Origin of the sequence: Nostoc sp. (assembly GCF_036917535.1) — a bacterium.
Lineage (GTDB): Bacteria > Cyanobacteriota > Cyanobacteriia > Cyanobacteriales > Nostocaceae > Nostoc.
This window is the reverse complement of record NZ_JBALDA010000093.1, coordinates 1-22,349: the sequence shown is the minus strand read 5'-3', so window position 1 is coordinate 22,349 and position 22,349 is coordinate 1. Positions and strand designations below refer to the sequence as shown.

General features: G+C 41.6%; 16 protein-coding genes. 9 read left to right on the top strand and 7 right to left on the bottom strand.

Annotated elements, in window-relative coordinates:
- Positions 1-41: 41 nt before the first annotated feature.
- The 3 genes from V7K56_RS31180 to V7K56_RS31170 all read right to left on the bottom strand — a co-directional run bounded on the left by V7K56_RS31180 (position 42) and on the right by V7K56_RS31170 (position 4,024).
- Entirely contained in the window at positions 42-1,139 is a 1,098-nt protein-coding gene (locus tag V7K56_RS31180; RefSeq protein WP_334917035.1) for an iron-containing redox enzyme family protein, read from the bottom strand.
- A gap of 174 nt (positions 1,140-1,313) precedes the next feature.
- Positions 1,314-3,152: a peptidoglycan D,D-transpeptidase FtsI family protein gene (locus V7K56_RS31175; protein ID WP_334917033.1), complete on the bottom strand. Its 1,839-nt coding sequence runs from the start codon at positions 3,150-3,152 to the stop codon at positions 1,314-1,316.
- A gap of 191 nt (positions 3,153-3,343) precedes the next feature.
- Positions 3,344-4,024: a hypothetical protein gene (locus V7K56_RS31170; protein ID WP_334917031.1), complete on the bottom strand. Its 681-nt coding sequence runs from the start codon at positions 4,022-4,024 to the stop codon at positions 3,344-3,346.
- A gap of 478 nt (positions 4,025-4,502) precedes the next feature.
- On the opposite strand from V7K56_RS31170, the gene V7K56_RS31165 reads away from it, so the two are divergent.
- The 6 genes from V7K56_RS31165 (at position 4,503) to V7K56_RS31140 (ending at position 13,844) form a co-directional block, all read left to right on the top strand.
- Positions 4,503-4,712, top strand: a complete 210-nt coding sequence (locus tag V7K56_RS31165) for a hypothetical protein (protein ID WP_334917029.1) — start codon at positions 4,503-4,505, stop codon at positions 4,710-4,712.
- A gap of 427 nt (positions 4,713-5,139) precedes the next feature.
- Positions 5,140-5,505 (top strand): hypothetical protein, encoded by a 366-nt coding sequence (locus V7K56_RS31160; RefSeq protein WP_334917027.1) that lies wholly within the window; start codon positions 5,140-5,142, stop codon positions 5,503-5,505.
- Positions 5,506-5,519: 14 nt separating this feature from the next.
- Positions 5,520-5,852: a hypothetical protein gene (locus V7K56_RS31155; RefSeq protein ID WP_334917024.1), complete on the top strand. Its 333-nt coding sequence runs from the start codon at positions 5,520-5,522 to the stop codon at positions 5,850-5,852.
- A 165-nt stretch (positions 5,853-6,017) separates the two neighbouring features.
- The gene (gene glgB / locus V7K56_RS31150; protein WP_334917022.1) at positions 6,018-8,309 is read left to right on the top strand and encodes a 1,4-alpha-glucan branching enzyme; all 2,292 of its coding nucleotides are present in this window, start codon (positions 6,018-6,020) and stop codon (positions 8,307-8,309) included.
- A gap of 797 nt (positions 8,310-9,106) precedes the next feature.
- Complete coding sequence (gene ligA, locus V7K56_RS31145; RefSeq protein WP_334917020.1) at positions 9,107-11,143, top strand: NAD-dependent DNA ligase LigA; 2,037 nt, start codon at positions 9,107-9,109, stop codon at positions 11,141-11,143.
- Positions 11,144-11,696: 553 nt separating this feature from the next.
- Positions 11,697-13,844: a hypothetical protein gene (locus V7K56_RS31140; RefSeq protein WP_334917018.1), complete on the top strand. Its 2,148-nt coding sequence runs from the start codon at positions 11,697-11,699 to the stop codon at positions 13,842-13,844.
- Between the two features lie 197 nt (positions 13,845-14,041).
- Here V7K56_RS31140 and V7K56_RS31135 read toward each other — a convergent pair whose 3' ends face one another.
- The 3 genes from V7K56_RS31135 to V7K56_RS31125 form a co-directional block, all read right to left on the bottom strand.
- Positions 14,042-14,797, bottom strand: a complete 756-nt coding sequence (locus V7K56_RS31135) for a Uma2 family endonuclease (RefSeq protein WP_334917016.1) — start codon at positions 14,795-14,797, stop codon at positions 14,042-14,044.
- Between the two features lie 87 nt (positions 14,798-14,884).
- Positions 14,885-17,098, bottom strand: a complete 2,214-nt coding sequence (glgP, locus tag V7K56_RS31130; protein ID WP_334917013.1) for an alpha-glucan family phosphorylase — start codon at positions 17,096-17,098, stop codon at positions 14,885-14,887.
- 918 nt (positions 17,099-18,016) lie between these two features.
- Positions 18,017-19,000, bottom strand: a complete 984-nt coding sequence (locus V7K56_RS31125; RefSeq protein ID WP_334917063.1) for a Rieske 2Fe-2S domain-containing protein — start codon at positions 18,998-19,000, stop codon at positions 18,017-18,019.
- 61 nt (positions 19,001-19,061) lie between these two features.
- Here V7K56_RS31125 and V7K56_RS31120 point away from each other — a divergent pair, with 61 nt between their 5' ends.
- Complete coding sequence (locus V7K56_RS31120) at positions 19,062-19,886, top strand: TetR family transcriptional regulator (protein WP_442940296.1); 825 nt, start codon at positions 19,062-19,064, stop codon at positions 19,884-19,886.
- 127 nt (positions 19,887-20,013) lie between these two features.
- Here V7K56_RS31120 and V7K56_RS31110 read toward each other — a convergent pair whose 3' ends face one another.
- Entirely contained in the window at positions 20,014-20,679 is a 666-nt protein-coding gene (locus V7K56_RS31110) for a phosphoribosyltransferase (protein ID WP_334917012.1), read from the bottom strand.
- A gap of 806 nt (positions 20,680-21,485) precedes the next feature.
- Between V7K56_RS31110 and V7K56_RS31105 the strand changes: the two genes are divergently transcribed.
- Together V7K56_RS31105 and V7K56_RS31100 are read left to right on the top strand one after the other, a co-directional pair.
- Positions 21,486-21,989 carry a hypothetical protein gene (locus tag V7K56_RS31105; protein WP_334917061.1) on the top strand — a complete coding sequence of 168 codons (504 nt, stop codon included), beginning with the start codon at positions 21,486-21,488 and terminating at the stop codon, positions 21,987-21,989.
- Positions 21,990-22,169: 180 nt separating this feature from the next.
- A complete protein-coding gene (locus tag V7K56_RS31100; RefSeq protein WP_334917010.1) occupies positions 22,170-22,322 on the top strand; it encodes a hypothetical protein in 153 nt (50 codons plus the stop codon).
- The last annotated feature ends 27 nt before the right edge of the window (positions 22,323-22,349 follow it).

Genomic DNA, 22,349 nt, shown 5'->3' with positions numbered 1-22,349 from the left:
CTATTTATAATTTTTGGGATTGCTCATCCGAGTAAAGCAGCTTATTCTGCTTCGCGTATTGATCGCAAAACAGCACGAGCGGCGCGATCGCCCATTTGTTTTTCCTGGTCATAGCCAAGCAGCAGTTCCCACGCATCATTGGGATACCGTTCTGCCAAAGGCAAAGCTACATCATCCAACATCCAACGACCGTGGCGTTCATCTTCCCTGATGTGCAGTTCCCAATAACCCATCGCCGCCTCTGAGAGTCCCAAGCGTTGTGCCGCCGCCAGATAGTTTTTATAAGCCGCAGGGCCAGCTACCTCAAAATATGTCAACGCCCCACTGTAACGTAGGAAATAGCGTTTGCGATCGGTGGTCAAAAAGTTATGATTATCGCAAGCTAGGACTTCCCAAGGCACTAAATCGAAGTATCCTTCTGGTTCAGTGTTCATCCCAAACTCAGCCAGCATTTGAGCAAAAAATGTCGAGTGCTTGCGGGATAAACGACCGTTGCCGTATTCTTCTAATAGTACTCGCACCAGCGTACACTGCATTTCATTAGCAGCACCACCCAATACGTAGCAAAGACGACTACCTTCAACCAAACCATCAAAGGAGCCGATCGCTAGCAAGTGACGATAGCCAGCTTCAGTCATTTCCTCACGAATATAGCGGCTATTCTCCGACAAAGGCGGATTTAAATCGGCAGATGCACGCTCAATTAAAGCTTGTTTTACATCCAATTGTTGCAGTGCAGCCACATCGATTTGTGATAGTTCCCACTGTTGCCAAGCAGCTTCAATTTGGTCACGACAAGAATGCAAATACAGCGATCGCTCATTGTTATAATGCCGCAAATCGTCGTACCAAAACAGTTTTAGCCGATTAATTCGATAAAGTGTCCGTTGGAGAAAACGGTGAGCCTGTTCATCAGAGCGATCGTTTCCATAAGCAGCGCCAATTGCCGTAGAGAGCGACTGTTCAAACTCACTAGCTCTTGCAGGTTTTACATCCAGTTGATTGTCCAAATCCTCCATTGCTAGCAGTTCTATAAATTGCTCCTCAGCACGGTCGTACTGGGTAATTGTTCTTTCTTCTGTTTGCGTGCTATTTTTCGCAGCCTCAGCTTTAGGAAATATAACTAAATTGCTTTGCATGGAATCTTTGGTAGCTTTGGAAGAAAAGTGAGAAATTACTTTCACCTCTAATACTTAAGTTTTCACACCAGTAGCTTTCTGTACATCTTTCCCTGGTTATAAAGGAAGATTAAGTTTCAAAGTAATGGGGATTGGGGAATGTTTTTGCTCCTCTGCCTCTCTTTTCCCCAATCCCTACGGCACTTGCGTCCGTTGCTCAATCGCTTTACTGGGCGGAATTTGCTCAAGAGGAATCAGTGCTTCGATCACCGACTTGACAATTGGCGCGGCGACAGTAGAACCATAAGCACTTTCTCCTTTTGGCTCATCCACCAGCGCAAACACTACATAGCGAGGAGATTCCACGGGTAAAATAGCCACGAAACTGGTCATTCTAGCACCCTTGATGTATCCGCCATTGGGACTAGCTTTTTGGGCTGTACCAGTTTTACCAGCAATGCGATATCCCGGAATTTGTGCCGGCTTGCCGCTGCCTTGAGTAACAACAGTTTCCATCATTTCTACAACCTTTTGAGTTGTTGCAGTTGAGAAAATTTGGCGGGGGATGGTGTGAGTGGGTGAATCATGCATCTGCCCTTTGCTATCAATCAACCCGCGAACTACATGGGGTGTAACTAACTTACCGCCATTAGCTAAAGCACCGTGCATTTGCACTAGCTGTAACGGTGTCATGGAAAAGCCTTGTCCAAAGGAAGTAGTAGCTGGTTCAATTGGCGAAGCGATAAATTCTTCTTGACTTTTGAGCTGTCCGCCGACTTCAAAAGGTAAATCTGTATCAACTTTTTGTCCTAGCCCTAAACGTTCTAACCAGTTGTAGTAAATTGAAGGCTTTAAACGTTGGATAATTTGCACCATGCCAATGTTGCTAGAATATTGCAAAATCTGAGCGATGCTGATTCGCCCATTACTATTATTCATCGCATTTTTGATGGTGTAATTAGCGACTCGAATAGAACCGGAGTCATTAAACATATCATCTGGTTTGATGATGCCATTTTCCAGAGCGATCGCTACATTCAAAGGCTTAAAAGTCGATCCCGGTTCATAAAGATCCGCTACTGTCCAGTTTTTAAATAGTGAAATATTAGCTTTAGCGTATTCATTAGGATTATAAGTAGGCTGAGAAACGAGGGCGAGTAAGGAACCATCCAATGCATCCATGACAATTACCGCCCCACGTTTGGCATCAAACTTCTCCATCTGTTGTTTGAGTGCAATCCGAGCAATTCGTTGCAGACGGCTATCGATAGTAAGTTGTAATCGCAAATCATCAAAATGCAAAAAACCTTCGGGCGCCCGATTTGGCATCAAGTCCCCATTCCCCGACCGACTGAGCCGCACCGTTTGCACAGGACGTTCTAGCAACTTCTCTTGAGAGTATTCCACACCAGCTTGACCGCGACGGTCAACATTCACATAGCCCACCACATCGGCAACCAAATCGTCTGGTGGGTAAAATCGAGAGTATTTTTGAATCCACTCCAGGCCATTTAAGCGCAAAGAGATGACGCGATCAATAATTTCTTCTGGTAAAGCTGGCGCCAGGATAATTCCACTTCTTTTACTTTCAAAAGTTTTCACCAATTCAGCAGTATCTTTTGCCAAAATTGGGGCAAGTCGCTCTGCCATCTCTTCATTAGACTTATCAAACAGCTTGGGATGAGCGTATAAAGTATATACAGGACGGTCAATCGCCAACAGATCGCTATTGCGATCTATCACTGGGCGACGGGGCATAAAAGGTCGCAAATTTACCATTTGCTGGTTGCGTGCCTGCTCAGTTAACTTTGGCCCCTTGACAATTTGTAAATTATACAAATTAATAGCCAACCCCAACCCTGATGCCATTAATATGCCCCAGACGATGAACAGTCGAGACTTAGTGTTGGATGTTTGGTCTTGCATATTAGAGGCTAATTTTCCCAAAAGCCCTCGTTTATCACCCTTGTGTCGCCCTGTGAATCCTGGATTCTGAAACTTTTTGAATTTTGTTTTCCTTGGTGACTTCTGCATTGGGTTCGTCCTTTGTTCTCTCTTACAAAGTTCTGTTCGGAGGAAACCTCCGCTCAACGCCAGTTTGCCCAAGTCGGGAAACCCTTTCCCTTGCGACTGGCTTGACTTTGCGCTTTGTCTGTTGCCTTTTGTGATTAACCAGAAGTCTCAGTCCTAATGACTAATGACAAATGACAAATGACTCTTAGGGATTAGTATCCCAGTGGCGAGAGTGTTTGCGGTTGCGTTTCAGAATTTGGTGTTGTGTTAGGCAATGCTGGCTTAGGACTCCCAGATGCTGGAGGCAAGAAAATCATCCTTTCAGGAGTTGGCGATACTAGCCCTGCTGTTGGTTGTTCTGCTTCATTAGCCATTTTATTTTTCAGCGTCGCGTTGGTTGTCGTTAGCAGCCGTTCACGATGTTGAAGGCTTTGCAGTCTGCGATATGACTGACCCCAAAGCTCTTGAGAATAGACTGTCCAAGCATAAACAGCAAGTGTCGATGCTACTAACAAGAATGCCAAAACTGACGTATAACGATGAAAGGTATACAAGCGCAGCAACCACAAAGGTGCGGCTCCAGAACTAGGCATTGTGGGAAGCCCAAGAAAACCTTCCCCCGAAATCTTTTGATTCGCATTCAATTGCTCATTAAGATTTAGTAATTGTTGTCCGCCCAACTTTTTCACCGATTTGGCTATAACTGCCTCATTTGTGGGAGAAACCACTAAATTTTTCGATAAACGCTGTTGTCTTTGAGAGGATAGTGGTGTAGAAGCGCTCTGTGTTCTTGACTCCATGCGCGCAGAGCGTCGCCTCCCTAAAGAAGGGATAGAATCTCGCCGGAACCAATTACCTCTTGGAGAAACAGTAGATTTACGAGCAATTACCATAAATTTTTAAATTTTTTTAGATGGGAAATACTGCACTTTCGATTGATTGTCTTGATTGTCTGTATTTGTTAAGGTTAAAATAACCATCTGTGCAACAAGCACACATAACAGACTACACCCTTTTAACTTTTGTGATAGGTAGCTGTATCAATGTTTGCAATCAGCGATTAGAAACTGGACAGCTTACTTTTTAGGTATCGCACCTAAAGTATGGCAACGTCGGGTAGCCAGATGCAATACTCTGTGAAAAAAATAAAATTTTTTGCTATCATAGCTCCATTTGCTAAATAAATTGCTAATTTTCGTTTTGCTCCTGAGTTAAGAGAAACTAATCAGGATACGTAATTCCAAAAACAATACCCCAAAAGATTGTTTTTTTTAAGTATGTAATCTCGCAGAATTTAAAAAAAGCAATAAATACGGTATCGTATTCAACAGGTGAAAAATTGTTCTAGCCATAATTGGTGAAAGAGGAGTTATGAAAACAAAAATCTTTGGTTTGGCTCTAATGTTAAGTCTGGCTGCATTTCTTGGGGCTTGTGAAGGTGGCGGTGGTGATGGTGCTGGTACTGCTACTCCAGCTGCTACAGGTGAACCAACTGATGCACCTGGTAAGTCGGCCACGCCTCCCGCCACGAATCCCTCAGCGGCTCCTACAACTGGCGCAACTACTCCCCCTCCTAAGTAAGGCATCTTAAACTTTAGTTTAAATCACGCCCAGAACTACTTAGTGACAGTGTTCCTCACTACATAGCTCGAATTAATTAGGTTAGCGAAAAAAACCGCATTTTTATGTAGGTTTATCTGAGCCTAAAGTTTGCTCAAATATCAACTAAGTAGAGTAGGAAGTAAAGGACACTGGTAAAGAGGGTTACGTCCTCTACCAAGTGTCCGCCTAAAATTCCCGCCCGATCAAACCTTGTTCCCAATTCAAGGGAGTTGAGTGAGTCTAAACTATTTTGTAGACAAGATACTTCCCTCGTTTGGCATTTAAAATTGCTTATACTACTGAGTTTTGAGAAGGCAAAACAATTTATCGCGATCGCTGGCAATTGCTCTTGAGCATTCCTGTAGTCTATTCCGTATCAGGAAAGACCTGGTAATCTCCCTTGATATTGCCAGATTTTTATTGGGAAAATTTGGGCATTGGGCAAAACAGTTCTGAGTTTCGAGTTCCTCGGCAAGCGAGTAAAGAAGTGAGATTCCCCACTCAGCACTCAGCACTCAGCACTCCTGAAGGGCATTGGGGAGCCACTGCGGTCTTGGGGTCTCACGCCACTCCCACGCCACTTGCTACAACGGGGGGAACCCCCCTTCGGGTTCGGGGGTTCGCAATCGACGGGAACCGCCAAGACTGCGACCCCCTCACCGCAACGCAGTGGCTCCTCAAGTCGGGAAACCCGCCCACGGGGGTGGCTCCCCAAGTGGAGCAAGTGGCGTCATTGGGCATGGAAAAAACAGATTTTCATCCTGCGTTATGAACGTAGTTCAGGAGATGAGGAGAGTTAAAACGAGAAAGTATGTAAAATTACTGAGTTTAATTGTAATTACTATAACTTTAGTTGTCTTAAGTAGCTATTGGAGATCGGTAGCAATAGCATTACCGCCACCAGAGGATACCCCAGAAGAAATATTACGGACAAAGATTATTATAGAAGCGCGATCGCCTATTGATGGAAGATTCCTAACAGCTGCCGAGTATGTCCAATTACAAGCCCACCTGCAAGAAGTCCCGCCACCAAAACTAGACCCCAAAATTCGAGAACAGATTTTCTTGCTTCGCATACGTAAAACATTATTGCAGTTTTTCCCATTTTTAAATTTTTGATAAATTCGTCATTAGTCATTTGTCCTATGCCCCATGCCCCATGCCCAATACCCCATTCTGATGTAGGATAACGGTGGCGACAAAATTGCAAATAAATGTAAAGAATATATATAGATATTAAAAAAGTAGATTTAGTCAATCACGTTATTTCATTTAGGTAGCTTCATGTCCATGACCACGATCGCCCCTGAACAGGTTAACAGCATCGTTTGGAATCAACATAACGATCCGTTTGAAATACTAGGTTCTCATCCCATAGAGCAAGACGGCAAAACCGTCTGGGCTGTGCGGGCCTACCTACCAAATGCAAGTGCAGCGTGGGTCGTTTTGCCTGAAGAACGCAAGGAATACCCAATGCAAACAGTGCATCATCCTCACTTTTTTGAATGCACCATTGAAACTGCCGAACTGGCAAACTACCAGTTACGGATTAAAGAAGGAGAACATGAGCGTGTCATCTATGACCCTTACGCTTTCCGTTCTCCCCGCTTGACAGACTTTGACTTGCATTTGTTTAGTGAAGGTAACCATCACCGGATATATGAAAAACTGGGAGCGCACCCCACGGAAATAGGCGGCGTTAAGGGCGTTTATTTTGCTGTTTGGGCACCCAACGCTCGTAATGTTTCATTGCTGGGAAATTTCAACCTCTGGGATGGGCGTAAACATCAGATGCGTAAAGGCCGCACTGGAATTTGGGAATTATTTATTCCTGAAATCGGTGTGGGAGAGCATTACAAATATGAAATCAAAAATTTTGAAGGACACATTTACGAAAAATCCGATCCCTATGGTTTCCAGCAAGAACTTCGCCCGAAAACGGCATCCATTGTCACTGATTTAGATGCTTATAGTTGGAGTGATGAAAACTGGATGGAAAAGCGGCGTCACACTGACCCCTTAACTCAGCCAGTTTCAGTTTACGAAGTGCATTTAGGCTCTTGGTTACACGCTTCGAGTGCAGAACCAGCTAAACTTCCCAATGGTGAAACTGAACCAGTAGTTGTCGTTTCTGGACTAAAGCCGGGCGCACGCTTCCTTACCTACCGAGAATTAGCTGACCGACTCATTCCTTATGTTAAAGAATTAGGATACACCCACATAGAAATGCTGCCCATTGCGGAGCATCCCTTTGATGGTTCTTGGGGTTATCAAGTAACTGGTTACTATGCCCCTACCTCGCGTTTTGGCAGACCCGAAGATTTGATGTATTTCATTGACAAATGTCATGAAAATGATATAGGGGTAATTGTGGATTGGGTTCCCGGTCACTTCCCCAAAGATGGACATGGTTTAGCTTTCTTTGATGGTAGTCACCTATACGAACACGCTGACCCCCGCAAAGGCGAACATAAAGGATGGGGTACTTTGGTGTTCAATTACGGTCGCCATGAAGTTAGTAATTTCTTAGCAGCAAATGCTCTCTTCTGGTTTGACAAGTACCACATTGACGGGGTTCGTGTCGATGCTGTTGCCTCGATGCTCTATAACGACTATTGCCGCGAACCAGGAGAATGGCTGCCCAATCAGTACGGTGGCAGAGAAAATTTAGAAGCAGCAGATTTTCTACGTCAGGTAAATCACATTATCTTTAGCTATTTCCCCGGTGTTCTCTCAATTGCTGAAGAATCCACTTCCTGGCCAATGGTATCTTGGCCCACCTATACAGGCGGACTGGGTTTTAACTTGAAGTGGGATATGGGCTGGATGCACGATATGCTGGATTACTTCAGCATGGATCCTTGGTTCCGTCAGTTCCACCAAAACAATATCACCTTTAGTATGTGGTACAACCACAGTGAGAACTTCATGCTGGCCTTGTCCCACGATGAAGTGGTACATGGCAAGAGCAATATCATTGGTAAAATACCAGGGGATACATGGCAGAAGCTAGCTAGTGTGCGTTGTTTATTTACCTATATGTTTGCTCACCCAGGCAAGAAAACCATGTTTATGAGCATGGAGTTTGGACAGTGGAGTGAGTGGAATGATTGGACAGATTTGGAGTGGCATTTATTGCAGCATGAAGCTCACCAACAGTTAAAAACGTTTTTCCACGATTTGAATTATCTTTACCGTTCTGAACCAGTTTTGTACACCCAGGATTTTGCGGAACCGGGGTTTGAGTGGATTGACTGTAGCGATAATCGCCATAGTGTAGTTTCCTTCATGCGTCGTGACAAGGATTCTGATGATTTTGCGATCGTGGTTTGCAATTTTACACCGCAACCTCATTCTCACTACCGCATCGGTGTACCGCAAAAGGGATTTTATACCGAGTTGTTTAATAGTGATGCCCGTCAGTATGGCGGCAGTAATATGGGCAACTTAGGTGGTAAATGGACAGATGAGTGGTCTTTGCACAGTCATCCTTATTCACTGGATTTGTGTTTACCACCTTTGGGTGTGTTGATTCTCAAGTTGGATGAGAAGAAGACTGCTGAGGTAATTGGATAACAATTTGGGGTGGGTGCTGCCCCACCCTAGACATAAATTTGTTTATTGACAGCTACTCAACCCAGTTCTCTAATAAACTCTGGTGAAATCAAGTATTCATCATTCATAAGCCCTGTAGAGACGTAGCAGTGCTATATCTCTACATTCTTTTTCACGATTTTTAACTAGCGATCGCTCTGCATTTACCCGTGGAATTATACTTAGTACTCAGGAGAAGCCCATTACTGAAGGTTGACAGTAGCTATTTGCTAAGTACAGTTTTGCGTAAAAGCGTAGCGTTTTTAATGCAAGGGGATGTATTGGCATTGCAGGGGGATGCATTAACAATGCGACCGACACATCAACATTGTATCGGGATGTATTGGCATTGCAGGGGAATGCATCAATATTGTATCGGGATGCATTGGCATTGCAGGGGCACGCATCAATATTGTATTGGGATGCATTGGCATTGCAGGGGCACGCATCAATATTGTATTGGGATGCATTGGCATTGCAAGGTATTGTCAAATTTAATTCCCTACGAATTAATGAAATGCTGTACTAAGTAATAGTAAATCCATCTGTCGATAGATGTACTTTGTTATAATATTTGACTTATATTCATTTGCCACAATTCCTCCTATTCTAATCAGACAAAGTTTCGTGCCACTATCGCCCTACTCAAGTACTGAGTAGCGGAATATTTGGTAGAAACTTATTTGGCTTTGGATATAGCTCAAAAGCCAAAAAAAATTTTGTATAGTACAAATGTATGATTTGTTAGCTCTAATTCTAGATATTTTATAATAATTCTAATGACACAAATTAAGCCGGAAATAAAGCGCACAGAAGAATTACGCCAGTTGTTGCAACAAGCTAGCTATGCTTATTACGTTCTAGATGCTCCAATCATGGAGGATGCAATCTATGACCAGCTATATCGAGAATTGCAACAACTAGAAACTCAATATCCAGAATTGACAGCACCCGATAGTCCGACTCAGCGCGTGGGTGAGAGGCCAGCGACGCAATTTACCTCGGTGCGGCACAATATCCCCTTGTATAGTCTGGAGAATGCATTCAATATTCATGAGTTGCAAGGATGGGATCAGCGTTGGCGGCGACAAGTACCGAACATAAATTCAGCGGAATATGTCACTGAACTTAAAATTGATGGTTCTGCTTTGGCTCTTACCTACCAAGATGGCATTCTAGTTAGAGGGACAACTAGGGGTGATGGGGTAACGGGTGAAGATATCACTCAAAATGTGCGGACAATTCGCTCAATTCCCTTACGTTTGAATTTTGAAGGGTTAGAAATTTTAGAAAGGGTGGAAGTGCGAGGCGAGGCGTTTTTGCCGTTGGAAGTATTTAAACAAATCAACGAGGAAAGGCAAAAAACAAGCGAGCAATTATTTGCCAATCCCCGCAATGCCGCAGCAGGTACACTCAGGCAACTAGATTCCCGCATTGTCGCTAAACGCCGATTAGCTTTCTTTGGCTACACGCTGCACATTCCTGGTAGAGATGACACTAGTATTGCTAATAGCCAATGGGAAGCTTTGGAGTTGTTGGAAAAAATGGGTTTTCAAGTTAACCCCAACCACAAACTCTGTGCTTCGATCGCAGAAGTGGCAAAATATTATGAATATTGGGACACGGAACGGCTGAATTTACCCTACATGACAGATGGGGTAGTGGTAAAGCTGAATTCTTTTAAACTTCAGGAACAGCTAGGGTTTACGCAGAAATTTCCTCGCTGGGCAGTTGCCTTAAAGTACCCAGCTGAGGAAGCACCTACTCGTGTGGAAAATATTGCTGTAAATGTGGGACGAACGGGGGCATTAACGCCATTAGCAGAGATGCGCCCAGTGCAACTGGCGGGAACAACGGTTTCCCGCGCCACTTTACATAATAGCGATCGCATTACTCAATTAGACATTCGCATTGGCGATACTGTGATTGTCCGCAAAGCTGGGGAAATCATTCCAGAAGTGCTGAGGGTAATCAAAGAACTCCGTCCCGCTGACATCGAACCCTTTGTTATGCCTACCCATTGCCCAGTCTGCGGTCAACTGGTGGTGCGAGAATCAGGTGAGGCGGTGACTCGGTGCGTCAATGCTTCCTGTGCGGCGATTCTCAAAGGTTCCATTGAACATTGGGTAAGTCGTGATGCCTTGGATATTAAAGGTATGGGCGAAAAGTTGGTATATCAACTCGTTGATAAAGGTTTGGTGCATTCCGTTGCTGATTTATATGAGTTAACAGCAGAGAAATTATGTGAATTGGAAAGGATGGGGAAAAAGTCGGCAGAGAAATTGATCGATGCGATCGCTCAATCAAAAAATCAACCTTGGTCAAGGGTATTGTATGGTTTAGGTATCCGTCACGTTGGCAGTGTGAATGCTCAATTGTTGACTCAGAAATATTTCACTGTAGACCTGTTAGCTACGGCAAAGCAATCAGATATTGAAAGCATTTACGGTATTGGTGCTGAAATTGCCCAATCAGTATACCAATGGTTTCGGATTGATGCTAACCAAAAGTTGATAGAACGCTTACAAGCAAAAGGATTACAATTAACTGCCCCAGAGGAAACAAAAATAGTTGGGGATGGTAATCATAAGTTCGCAGGTAAAACTTTTGTAATTACAGGAACATTGCCAACCTTAAAGCGAGATGAAGCGAAGGCTTTGATTCAAAAAGCTGGGGGAAAAGTGACTGATTCAGTGAGTAAAAAAACAGATTATTTAGTGTTAGGAGAAGATGCTGGTTCCAAGTTAGAAAAAGCAGTTTCTTTGGGAATTACGCAGTTAAGTGAGGCGCAGTTGTTAGAGATGGTTGAAGGTTGAAAGAAGGTAAACGCCTGGAAAGCTACATATTTAGCGAACGAATCCAGGCGAGTAATCCAGACCCAATCAATTAGCCCGAAAGTATGACCGCTACAACTCAGATTATTTCGTTTGGTGATAAAATCTACTTATGCTTTATATCTTGTAGACTCTAGGACAGTACATACAGCAGTTTGCAAGTAAGTAAGGTATAAAATGCAAAACTCAACATTAGATATAACATTAGATATAAAGAGTTTCTACCTGCTGCCTCCTGCCTCAAAACCCGTAACTTTGTACTTCATCCAAAAGGAAACTGCTGTATTTACCACTACTTAACACCTAACTAAATATAACTTCATAATAACTTTTGCGGAATTTTGATATTTTCTTCTGTATCAAACTCTATTGACTTATATCTTGCTCGTCTACTATTAACTGTTATTGAGAAAAGTAAAACATCTTGTAGATTAATTACTTTTCCTTTGACTGCATCGATCTGAAAGCTAGGTGCAAGATATAAACCAATATGAACAAAAACAATTAACCTTTTGTATATTTACAGAAATTTGTCATGAACAAAAGACAACAGGTTTTTAACGGTATTGTTTTGTGGTTGGGACTAGCATTCATAATTTTAATGCTACAAAATTTCTACAGTGTATTGCAATATATTTTCTTTTTGCGAGTACCTATAATTGTTGGTTTATTGCTGTTATTCTTGCCAACATTTTCGGTGAATACTGGTTTATCAGCGATGTTGAAAAACTTATTTGTACTTCGCGCTAATAATCAGTTGGTTTTAGTTATTGGATGTGCAGTTTTAGCAGGACTGGCTACGATACAAGTTTTCGATATTATCTTATATAATTCCCATCTTCGTTTTGATGTACCTCAACAGCAAGGAATTCCAGAATTTATCCAATATTTAATCGCTATTATCTTAAGTCTTCCGATTGCCATAAAGGCGATTCAGCTTTCTAAAAAAGAAATAGAAGAAGCAGATCGTAGCTGGGAAGGTTGGGGAATTATATTTGGCATTATTGCAGGAGCTTTATTGCTAATAACCAATTACTTTAACAAGCATTTTTTTGAATCTAATCAGTTTTTAAAACAGGTTTTATTGAAAATAAGTTCTTTTTTTCCAGAAAGAATACAAAGGGGTTATGTAGATGTAAATGGTAATTTATCTTACGGAATTGCTGCAATAACAGTATTTTCACTTTTTCTATTAATTGTTTATGGGTTAGGTTATTTTATCTTGAAACCTCGCCCAATTAGTAATAGATTTGAAGCTCCTGCTCTTTTTTATATTACTCTCATTTTGTCAGTTGTCGTAGTGTGGATAGGAGGAATTTCTTACTTTGTTGATGTGTCTCGTATTCCCACATTGCTATTATTTTTAGCAATTTCATCCGTTTCTTATGCTATTTTTCAAGTAGACCATTTTTACAAAATATACTCAAAAAATAATTGGCTAAAACCAACAAAAGAAAAGTGGATTAATGTTATCTCTCAACGTCTGATAAATCAACAAACTGAAGATAAAACTTTAGTAGTAGTTTGTGCTAGTGGTGGAGGTATTCAAGCATCTGGATGGACAGCTAAGGTTTTGACTGGTTTACAACAAGAACTTGGATCTAAATTTACCAAAGCTATTGGTTGGATAAGCTCAGTTTCTGGTGGTTCTGTCGGAACAATGTTTTATTTGGATAGATTTGGAGATCGGGGTTATCCAGAAGAAAATCAATTAAAACAGATTTTTCAAAGCGCTACAGAAGATAGTTTAGATGCTACAAGCTGGGGATTTGCTTATCCAGATTTGCTTCGTTTTATTGGTTTACCTTTTGTCTTACCAAAAGAGAAAGAGGAAGATACTACAACTGAGCAAGACCGTGGTACTGCTATCGAAATAGATTGGAAAGGGGAAATGAAAAATCCCAATGCAAGTTTAGGTAGCTGGAGCGACAAAATTGACCAAGGAATTATTCCTATTCCTATTTTTAATGCAACTTTAGTTGAAGATGGACGGCGTTTTTTAGTTAGTCCAATGACTTTTAGTCCACATAAGGATTGCAAATCTATAGATTTTAATACCCTTTATCCAGAATATGATATTGATGTGACGACAGCCGCTAGATTATCTGCCACTTTTCCTTATGTATCTCCTGTGTGTCGTCCTAGTCAAGACACTAGATGGAATTATCATATAGGTGATGGTGGTTACTTCGACAATTTTGGTGTTGGTACTACCATAGAATTACTCGATCAACTATTAGAATCTGAACAATCTCACCAAATTAAAAAAGTTATTTTAATCCAAATCAATGCTTTTCCTGATGATGAGAATCCTCAAAAAGAAAAAGGTGCTCCAGGATGGCAGATGGAAGTTATTGGTTCATTGCTCGCTTTATTAAATGTTCGTAGTGATACACAGAACGAAGGCAATACATTAAATATAGAACTTTTAATAGACAAGTATAAATGTGGCAACAAGCATGATGAACAAGAAAAAGAACAGCAATTTTTAAAAGATAAATATAGTCAAAAAGGAATAGAAATTATGCATATTCCTATTAAATTTCCTCGTGGTAAAATTAATCCTCCACTTTCTTGGCAGTTAACTCAAGAACAAAAAGAAGCTATTCAAAATGCATGGCAAGAGTGGAAAACAACCAACTCCAATTATATTTCTGAACTCAAAAAGATATTCCCAGAGTGATGAGTACCCATTCAGATAATCAAATAGGATTTCTATAGCAATCCTATTTGATTTGTGAAAATTGCAATTCGTAGATCCCCGATTTCGTAAAAGTTGTCGGGGATATCGTTTCTTAGGAATGATTCAGGATTGTTATCGCAAACTAGTTGGTTTTGCACAATCAGATAATTATTGCAAGGGCAATTTATGAATTGCCTCTACTCAAACGGGGGCAAGTTATTCAAATCAATACCCTGAGATTGTAAGTAAGCAATCAGTCGTTCTTTTTGCTGACGTTCTTGTTCGGCACGTTGGCGTTCTTGTTCAATCTGTTCTACAGCCCACGGTAACAAATTCTCATCTCGATCCCACCAGCGCAACCAATACCCAGTGCGACCTTCTTTTGTTCCTTGCCAAGTTCCCAAAAATAAGCCCATTACATCAATCCAATGACGACCATTTTCGTCAGGTTGCTTTAACTCATAGCGTTTATTTTCCAGTTGATAATATTCTAATAAACCGCCATAAGGTTCAAAAATTATGTAGATGGGAATTTGCAAAATTTGCTCGTAGAAAAACCATTTTCCTGCTGGATAAGTTCGCTTTACCGAATATTCTCCACCGTCAGTATCGGATAAAAATTCAATAGCGATCGCCGGAATATCTCCTTCTAAATTAGGTGTATAACTTTTGCGGTTAGCCACCACTTCATTAACCGACGGCACATAAACCCAGTCTGGTGCTTTGGCAATAAATTGACCGTTGACTGTTGCACAAAGACCAAAGTTTGAAGCTATCAACATCTGAGGTTGGATGAATCCACTGATTTCTAGGCTTTCACCCAAAGCACCAGCCAAAAGTGGCTGACCGGTATTCTCCACTGGTTCATCCTCTAGTTGAAAATCTTTGGGCAAGGCTTCCCAAGAGATTACCAGCTCTGTTGGTGATTTGGCTTGGCTGAGTTGAGTTGCCATAAACACAGCACGAATTTATTCTCGATCTTATCGCTTGCAGGAAGGGGAATAGGGAAAAATTTGTTTAATCCCAATTCCCAATGCCCTTTACAGCAGTACTTTAGCTAAAATCGGTTCCACACTCTTAGAAATCTCAGGTACATACACTTGTGAAACGTAGTCGGCAATCATCCTGTCAGTGTTGAATAACGGCGCATTTGTCTTAATCGACGTTTTCATCATTTGCACCCAACGGTGGGGAATACCTTGGGCATCTTGGTCATAGTATAGAGGAACGATTTCTTCTTCTAACAGCTGATAAAGCGATCGCGAATCAATTCGATCTTGCAATTCTTGATCGCTAGTATTAGCATCTTCACCAATTGCCCAACCGTTAATTCCTTTGCCATCTGGCCCTGCTTGGTAGCCTTCGCACCACCAGCCATCCAAAACGCTGCAATTAAGACCGCCGTTGAAGCAGACTTTTTGCCCACTCGTACCAGATGCTTCCAAAGGACGACGGGGATTATTCAACCAAACATCCACACCTTGCACCAATTTTTGACCAGTGTAAATGTCGTAATCTTCAATAAAGGCAACTCGGTTGATAATCCCGGAATTGTGACACCACTCCATCAAGCGTTGGATAATCCGCTTACCTTCTTCATCGGCTGGGTGCGCTTTACCTGCAAAGATAATTTGTACTGGACGCTGAGCATTACCAAAAATCTTCAGTGCGCGTTCGGCATCGCGCAAAATCAGATCCCCGCGTTTATAAGGGCTGAAGCGTCTGGCAAATCCAATAGTTAATACATTGGGATCGAGTAGTCTTTCAGTTGCTTGAATGAGTTCATAATTTTCGCTACGTAACTCCCGTGATTTTTTCACCTTATAACGGGTGAAGGCAATCAATCTTTCTTTGAGGATAAGATGCCGTGACCACAATTCCTCGTCGGGAATCTCGTCAACTTTAGCCCACATCTTGGGATCAACGGCGCGATTTTTCCAGTCTTCTCCCAAATATTGGTTATATAAGTCACCTAACAGGGGTGCAGTCCAAGTGGGTGCATGAACGCCATTGGTAATGTAACCAATTGGTACTTTATCTTCTGATCGCTGCGGATAGAGAACTGTCCACATTTTACGAGAAACTTGACCGTGTAATTCACTCACGCCATTACAAGCACGAGACATCCGCAAAGCTAAAACGGTCATGCCAAAGGGTTCCCAAGGATCGCCCAATCGCCTTGCACCCAATGCCAAAAATTGCTCGCGAGAAAGTCGCAATTGCGGCCAATAGCTGGCAAAGAAAGAATCTATTAAATCAGGGGAGAAGACATCATGACCGGCGGGAACGGGGGTATGGGTGGTGAATACACAACTGTTCCGCACCTTAGCTTCGATATCATAGAAGGATTTACCAGTCCGCTCAATTTCTAAGCGCGCAACTTCCAAGGTGCAGAATGCAGCGTGTCCTTCATTGAGGTGATACACAGAAGGTTCAATTCCCAAGGCGTGTAAGGCGCGAACACCACCAATTCCCAAAACGACTTCTTGGGCGATGCGGGTTTCCAAGTTACCGCCGTATAGGTGTCCCGTTAACCAACGGTCAATGGGATCGTTATCGTGGCGATCGCTATCTAATAAATATAATGTGACTCGCCCAACTTGCACTCGCCAGATTTGCACTTTCACAACCCGTTGGCGAACTTGTAACTCGATAGTGACCGATTCCCCTTGCTCATTTTTAATTAACTCTAGGGGCATGTGTCCAAAAGGGTTGTCAATATAATAATCTTCTTGCCAACCTTGGCGGTTCAAGCGTTGCCGAAAATAACCTTGGCGATATAACAAGCCAACACCAACCAACGGCACACCCAAATCTGATGATGATTTCAAGTGATCCCCGGCGAGAATTCCCAAGCCGCCAGAGTAGACGGGTAGAGATTCATGGATACCAAATTCGGCGCAAAAGTAAGCAATGGGGCGCAATGCAGATACTTGCGGTGCAACTCGACTGACCCAAGTATTTTGTTGGTTGATGTATTGGTCAAATTCACGTGCGAGGGCGGATATCTGCTTTAGGTAAAATGGGTCTTCTGCTAATTGTGTCAGACGCTCATAAGTTGCTGACTTTAAAATTGCTACTGGATTATGCCCACAGCGTTCCCATTCTTGGGGATCAATGCTTTGGAATAGGGAGATGCGATCGCCACTCCAACTCCACCAGTAGTTATAAGCCAAATCTGCCAAACGTTTGAGCGGTGAAGGTAACTTTTCACTCAAATGTCGTGCTGCGGTGATTGCACTACTATTAGCCATACTAAATCTATGTCCTCGCGCTTAACTTTTTCTCTATGTATTGGGAAGTGTGGAAGAAGCAAGGGAGCAGGGAGCAAGGGAGAAGAGTTTTCCCCTTTGCCTCCTGCACCCCGCCCCGATGCCTCTTTTCCATGCCCAGTCCCTTTTATTTACTCTTCAGGTTTATAACACTGGAGTCTTCACTTGCTGAATTCTCCCCTGAAGTTGGAACAGTTTCTCGACATCAAACCTTATCCAAGTAAATGGTTTTTATTGTTTTCGTCTTCTAAAAATTATCTCTACTTTTGGACAGATTTTATATTTTTTTATATCAAATTCGTTGACATTATTTTACTTTTTTTATTTTATTGTAAATATTTATTTAGATATTTACAATAAGTAACTAAATTTATTTATATGTCTTGATAATAGTCAATTTTTAACTACAGCTATTTGCATCATCATAATGCTTTTTATTCGACAATTACAGCAATCATGCCGTTATCCACGATAAAACTCATATCTGTTAACAAATAATTAAAAATGAATTATGAAGTGGCAAAATATATATCCTAAGATTCCCTTTCTGCAAAAGCTCTTAATTGCCCACATCAATCAGAATAAAAAATCTGAATATATTAAAATATTAAGATAATTAAGATAAAACTTTTGTTTTATTAACAAAAACAATGTAGTTGAATAGAAGTAATTTTCTCAGATTTCTGCTCCAGTCAAAGCCAGGAAATTTGGAAGTTGCACTCATGCGATCGCTGCTATGTCTAATTGCAGGTGGATGGGCGATGCTACTTTCCTTAGTAATGTAGCCTTTTAGACCTTACGAGCCACTACGCTAGCTTTGGCTAACTGCTTAAATGCAATGATCAACTACATTCAGGCATTTGTAAGTAAAGTAGCAACAACTGAAAATATTCTCAAAATCTACTTTGAAAGGTTAGGTGAAGCTACATTAGGAAAGCTTTCAAAATTACGTCGTACCCAATCCATACCTATTTCATTGTTGAGCTTAATTTTCTGAGGTGTATCTGGATAAATTTTTCCAAGAATATCAGTATCTTGATCTACTACGATTTTACCAAACTTGAGATAAGTATTGCCAAAAACCTTAAAAGCAGGATGTTTAGCTTGACCGAATAGCAAAATATAAGTTCGTGTCCGATTCTCCGTTTCTGGCACAAAAATATGACACTGCGCCGCTTTACCCAAGGGCATTTCTCCATGAAAAATCACCAGGGATGGGAAATGATTCTCTAGATGGGCTTTAATAGTGCTGGGTAGCAGAAACAAATCCGGTTTTCTAAGCTTTTCTACTAAACTGTAAGGGGCCGTAGGCATATCATAAAACGCATGGGAGTGATGCCCATTATCAATGAATTGATGAAATTGCACCTCAGTAATCCGAAATAAGTCCCGGTGAGTGCCGTTTTGATGATTGTAGTCATGCATATTCAGCAGCATAGTTAGTAAGTCTGTCTCAATACTTCGATCTGCGGTATGCCCAACAAAGTAGTAGGTGTTTGCAATTTCATTCAGCACAGTAGGAATGGATATTTTTGGCTTGTATTCCCCATAAGACCAGATGAAATCACCTTGAATTTTTAGCTCTAAAGGTTTCAGTTGAGGTAATGTTTTCTTGCTCGATCCGGGCAACACAGTGCAGCCCGATCCATCAAACTTCAGGGCATGAAACGGACAGACTATAGCACTTGTGCGATCGCTTTGGGCTTCGCACCATCCTTCTGATAGCATCGCTCCCAGATGGGGGCAGGCGTTGGGTAAAGCATGGATGTCTCCAACAGTATCCTTCCACATCACATAATCAGCACCATACAAAGAAATTTTTCGAGGTTGATTCACTGTCAGCATGGACTTGTGCGCTAACAACCAAGGCGCTCCAGGAAGCATAGATTGCATAGGATTCTCCACTAAAGATAAAATTGTGAAAGATTTGTCGCATTTTTAAAATATGACAAAACATTCATATTCGTCAAGTAGCTTGCGCCACCAACCCAAACAGCAGCGAGGTAAGGAACGAGTTGAAAAAATCCTAGATGCTGCCGCCGCTGTATTTGATCAAATGGGCTATGAAGCAGCAACAACTCATCAGATTGCAGCAAAAGCAGGGACAGCGATCGGCTCTCTCTATCAATTTTTCCCTGACAAAGCTGCTATTTTCAAGGCGATGGAGTTACGCCATGTTGAGCGGGTGAAGGCTATGTGGGCACAGATAGACATTCCTATAATCGTCCAGTTGCCATTCCGTCAAATGATTCATGCGCTTGTAACAGCTGTTGCAAAACTATTTGAACAGCCAGTATCGCGGGTGGTGTTTGTGCAGTTTTTTCTGGCACGCGAAATTTTCCAGTCGATCGATGAAAGCATGACCCAAGAGGCGATCAACTTCATGGCGAATATCCTGAAGCAGCGAAATCCCGCATTGAGAGAGGAACATTACAGTTTACTAGCAGAAGTGTGTGTGCATAGTAGCAATGCGGTTATGCTAGCGGCACTTCGCAGCCCCAATGAGGAATACCGTAAACAGTTGACTCAACAGATTGAGGACTTGATGGTTTCATATTTAGAACCATATATGGATGACAATCGGTTGAGTAATGTAATGAAAGTAATGATATGTCCTCGCTGTCAATCGAAGCAGTTATCCAAAAACGGGTATCGACGGGGGAAACAGTGTTATCGCTGTAAGGAATGTGGCAAACAGTTAGTAGAGAATTCCCAGCGATCAGTTATGTTGAAGACATCTCTGACCGATCAAAAGCGATCACTTTCTTGAAGGCGATTGTTTTATTTCCTGAATGAATTTGAATACAGTACAAAACTTAACTGTCAAGTGTTCGGTAGAAAAAACAGAGTTTTTTTAAAGCGAAACTCTATACTCGTATGTTCAAGATATAGTCTATCTACATACCAAGAGGTATTGCTTCACCGTTCTTTGCCGCTTTTGCGAGTAAGTCGCGGACTTCTTCATCCGTAGTTTGGGGAAAGCTTTCGTACCAAAGACCAACGCTGCGGAAAGGGCTAGGTGTCGAGACGCAAACGATTTCGTCTACTTCAGTTTCTAACTCTTGGCAAGTTTCAGGTGCAGCCACAGGCACAGCAATCACAATCTGAGCAGGTTGCTGTTTTCGCACAGTTACAACAGCAGCCCACATCGTTGCACCGGTGGCTAAACCATCATCTACCAAGATGACTGTACGTCCTTGTAAATCTCTTAAAAGGCGATTTCCCCGATAAAGCCGTTCCCGTCGCTTTAACTCCCGTTCTTCTTGCGCCGCCACTCTAGCAATTACTTCATCGGATATCTTCACCAGGCTGATAATATATTTATTGATTATCCGCACACCACCAGAAGCGATCGCTCCCATCGCTAGTTCTTCTTGATCGGGCACACCCAATTTACGTACCACTAAAACATCTAAGGGAGCATTTAACGTTTTGGCAACTTCAAAAGCAACGGGTATACCACCCCTTGGTAGCCCTAATACCAGAACATCTGGATCATTAGCATAAGCGGTTAACTCCTTAGCCAAAACTTGACCCGCAAACCTCCGATTTTTAAATAGCATGGTGTGATATTCCTAATTGGTTTCCAAAAAATTAAATAAATATTTACATAGGTTTGTTATTGGCTATTAACCTCAAACAATAAAGCAATTGAGCAAATTTCAAAGTTGTTGTGATAGTTCAAATGTTCTAAATCGATTTTAAAAAGCTAAATATTCTTTGTCCTCCACTAACGGAGCGACATCTTTATATCTCCAGTTCTATCAAATGGATGAGTTAGCTTTAATGCAACGGCGATTTTTGCATCTTGGGCTAAGACTATTTTACTACTCCACACTCAATATCCATCCCCAAATGGCTTGTTGAGAAGACACAGTGACGCAGTGAACTCTTGCTGTAGGGGGTTTACTGGTGTCGGTAACTAATGTTAGCGTGAAACAAAGTTATAGTGCGACCACAAAAGAAGGGTGACATGGAAAACCTAATGTTTAAGTAGGGGTACATTTGAAAACTACTATCTATAAGTTTTGCCACATGCTAACATTTACTGTTAAACTTTTACTGAATACTTTTTTTACCCTAAATTAAAAGATACTTACTTACTAGCACATGCAAAAATCTATGAAAATCCAGTGATCATTCAATTGTTAAATCTTCGCATGTCCCCTGTTGCTGGCATTATGTTGATATTATCTTTACATTATCCCTAAATTGTGAATATAAGATAATGCATCATCTGCTTGTTCAATATATAATGCTTAATATTACAGATAAAAGTCATAAAAGTTACCCAATTAACACTTTTGAATAAAAATTAATAGGGTAGAATCACTGAATATGCTTGAAAATGAAAAGAAGGGTGTTTTTAATGATCGGTTTAACTAATTCAGAAAATGGTACAGTTAGCAGCACAGCAGCCACTAAGAGACTAGCAAGGGCAATGATGGTTTCTGGTGGAGAGTTTTCACTATTATTGGCGTGTTGTAACTGTGTTCAAAGGCAGCAGCAAGTGCTGAATTTGTTAACAGAATTTTCATCAGCAGATATCCACGAAATTTTGCTCTCACCTACGGTTGACAAATTATACACAGCTATTACAAGTGAAATTGGTACTACTCAACCCAAAGCTTTGATGGTAAGGGGCTTAGAATCTGTAGTGGCAATTAACCAACTGATTATTAGTACCAATATCATGCGAGATGAGTTTCGGAAACAGTTCCAGTTTCCCTTGGTGCTGTGGGTCAATGATGAAATTCTGCGTAAGTTAGTCTGGCTAGCACCTGATTTCAAAGACTGGGCGGCTAGTACTATTAGATTTGATATACCGAATAATCAGTTAATTGAATCTGAACAACAACCCATCAGCGCCTAATATTGCCTGAAATTACTTTCAAAATCTTATATACGCTAGGTTGAACCGAATAAAACCGAAGCTGATGTTCTGTCACATTCTTTTCTAAAATTACTTTTACTAAAATTACTTTTATTAAACCCTCCCTTACCAAAGTGAGATAAAAACCCTTGAAAGCTATTTTCCCCATTAGAAGATGGTATGGGTATCAAGTGTGTTATCGCTTTAGTACGCATCACCCTAAAAAATGTGGAATTAAGCTGCGATCGCCAGGTTTATTTAAATCCAGGACTTACGCAACTGTCACAAGCGACGGTGCGGCTGTGCCGCACCGAGTGCCAAACAACTAGATAATAAACATAGGAACATTCGGACGTTTTA

Bases quoted from the DNA above. Each gene is read 5' to 3' on its own strand.
- glgB (WP_334917022.1), top strand. From the start codon at position 6,018: ATGTCCATGACCACGATCGCCCCTGAACAGGTTAACAGCATCGTTTGG.
- V7K56_RS31180 (WP_334917035.1), bottom strand. From the start codon at position 1,139: ATGCAAAGCAATTTAGTTATATTTCCTAAAGCTGAGGCTGCGAAAAAT.
- V7K56_RS31135 (WP_334917016.1), bottom strand. From the start codon at position 14,797: ATGGCAACTCAACTCAGCCAAGCCAAATCACCAACAGAGCTGGTAATC.
- V7K56_RS31110 (WP_334917012.1), bottom strand. From the start codon at position 20,679: ATGCTATTTAAAAATCGGAGGTTTGCGGGTCAAGTTTTGGCTAAGGAG.
- V7K56_RS31165 (WP_334917029.1), top strand. From the start codon at position 4,503: ATGAAAACAAAAATCTTTGGTTTGGCTCTAATGTTAAGTCTGGCTGCA.
- V7K56_RS31175 (WP_334917033.1), bottom strand. From the start codon at position 3,152: ATGCAGAAGTCACCAAGGAAAACAAAATTCAAAAAGTTTCAGAATCCA.
- V7K56_RS31100 (WP_334917010.1), top strand. From the start codon at position 22,170: ATGGGTATCAAGTGTGTTATCGCTTTAGTACGCATCACCCTAAAAAAT.
- V7K56_RS31105 (WP_334917061.1), top strand. From the start codon at position 21,486: ATGATCGGTTTAACTAATTCAGAAAATGGTACAGTTAGCAGCACAGCA.
- V7K56_RS31155 (WP_334917024.1), top strand. From the start codon at position 5,520: ATGAGGAGAGTTAAAACGAGAAAGTATGTAAAATTACTGAGTTTAATT.
- ligA (WP_334917020.1), top strand. From the start codon at position 9,107: ATGACACAAATTAAGCCGGAAATAAAGCGCACAGAAGAATTACGCCAG.
- V7K56_RS31120 (WP_442940296.1), top strand. From the start codon at position 19,062: ATGACAAAACATTCATATTCGTCAAGTAGCTTGCGCCACCAACCCAAA.
- V7K56_RS31125 (WP_334917063.1), bottom strand. From the start codon at position 19,000: ATGCTTCCTGGAGCGCCTTGGTTGTTAGCGCACAAGTCCATGCTGACA.
- glgP (WP_334917013.1), bottom strand. From the start codon at position 17,098: ATGGCTAATAGTAGTGCAATCACCGCAGCACGACATTTGAGTGAAAAG.
- V7K56_RS31140 (WP_334917018.1), top strand. From the start codon at position 11,697: ATGAACAAAAGACAACAGGTTTTTAACGGTATTGTTTTGTGGTTGGGA.
- V7K56_RS31170 (WP_334917031.1), bottom strand. From the start codon at position 4,024: ATGGTAATTGCTCGTAAATCTACTGTTTCTCCAAGAGGTAATTGGTTC.